2 protein-coding genes are annotated in these 721 nt (G+C 49.4%); both read left to right on the forward strand.

Annotated features, from left to right (window positions below):
• A partial coding sequence (locus G5V65_RS22225; RefSeq protein ID WP_206526944.1) for a hypothetical protein occupies positions 1 to 187 on the forward strand: 187 nt, incomplete at its 5' end.
• A gap of 3 nt (positions 188 to 190) precedes the next feature.
• Positions 191 to 721 (forward strand): RelA/SpoT domain-containing protein (locus tag G5V65_RS22010; RefSeq protein ID WP_165054776.1); only part of this gene is annotated, 531 nt, incomplete at its 3' end.

The following is a 721-nucleotide window of genomic DNA, read 5'->3' on the forward strand; positions in this document are numbered from 1 at the left end:
GGGGCGAAGAACGCTTGCCCAGCGAGCAAAATCAGGCGATCTTGAAGTCAAGCGGCAGGCCACTTGGGGAATGTCGGATGAAGCATCCCCGTTTACATCGAACCCAGCAGTTGATTTAAACATGACAGAGCATCAGTGCAGGCATGCAGGCTTGATGATTGTAGGTTTACTTGCTCAAGGGGCATGAGACATGGGTTCGTTGGATTTCGATGCGGAAAAGAGCTCCTTTCGAGAGTTTTACAACGAAAATTTTGAAAGCCTTCAGGCAGCCTTGAGTTCATTCAGAACGTTGATCGAGTCTTTGGTTCAAGCAAAATCCGATGTCGCCGTCTCAAGTGTGGAGGGTCGAATAAAGGATCGAGAGGAATGTATAAGCAAGTTCACACGGAAATATCGGACAGCCCTTGAAGCATCAAAAACACCTTACACTATCCGAGACAAGATCACTGATCTTATTGGGATTAGGATCGTCTGCCTCTATGAAGATGAGGTCGAGAGAATAAAGGCTGCAATACTTGAGGAATTTGAGGTGATCGAGATCACTGATAAGATATCTCAAGTTGAAGGCACTGAAGCCGACATTCCCCAAGTGGCCTGCCGCTTGACTTCAAGATCGCCTGATTTTGCTCGCTGGGCAAGCGTTCTTCGCCCCGAGCGGTGTCTGTCGTCGCGCAAACGGCCGAAGTCGGGTGGATCAAGCCTCGAACCCGCAGCATTCTGG

The sequence above is a fragment of the Paragemmobacter kunshanensis genome, assembly GCF_011059185.1.
Lineage (GTDB): Bacteria > Pseudomonadota > Alphaproteobacteria > Rhodobacterales > Rhodobacteraceae > Paragemmobacter > Paragemmobacter kunshanensis.